Below are 690 nucleotides of genomic sequence, written 5' to 3' on the forward strand. Positions count from 1 at the left end.
AGCCTGCAGCGCGCGCACGCGCGGCGCGAGCGCGGCGGCGTCGACGTCGCGCACCTTGTAATAGACGTACAGGTCGATCATGTGCGTCAAACGTCGAGTGCGTCGAGGGCGTACGGCAGCGGCAGGAAATCCAGCTTCGTGCCGCCGGCGGAGCCGTGGCGCACCTCGCCGTCCAGCGCCGCGAGCTTGATCTCGACGAGGACATCGGCCCCGCCGGCGCCGTTCGGCGCCGCGTTGACGATCATGCCGGACGGCTGGTCCGGGTCGGCGACGGAATACACTTCGTCGCCCGGACGCGCGGCCGCATTGGCGAGCGTGGCCAGCGCCATGCGGCGTTTCAGCTTGCCGAGATACTGGCTGCGGGCGACGATTTCCTGGCCCGGATAGCAGCCCTTCTTGAAATTGACGCCGCCGAGCAGTTCGTAGTTGACCATCTGCGGCACGAACTGTTCCTGCGTGCCGGGGCCGATCTGCGGCACGCCGGCGTGGATGGCCGCCAGTTGCCAGGCCGCGTTGCCGCCCAGCGCGAGCGTGTCCTTCCATGCGGCCAGCGCGGCGATCGCGCTGTCAGGCGTCGTCAGCCACAGGTAGCGCGGCTGGCCGAATGCGTCCGTCAGGCGGATCACGGTGCCGGCCTCGCCGTCGACTTTCGCGTACGGTGCGTCGGGCAGGGTGCCGGCACGGGCACGG

At 70.1% G+C, this 690-nt stretch carries 1 protein-coding gene; it reads right to left on the reverse strand.

Features of this window, described 5'->3' with window-relative positions; genetic code table 11:
• Nucleotides 1-86 precede the first annotated feature (86 nt).
• The coding region (locus tag ACEN88_RS33485; protein WP_413346644.1) for a YgfZ/GcvT domain-containing protein at nucleotides 87-690 on the reverse strand (604 nt) is incomplete at its 5' end.

The sequence above is a fragment of the Massilia sp. CT11-108 genome (assembly GCF_047302915.1).
Lineage (GTDB): Bacteria > Pseudomonadota > Gammaproteobacteria > Burkholderiales > Burkholderiaceae_D > Telluria > Telluria orientalis.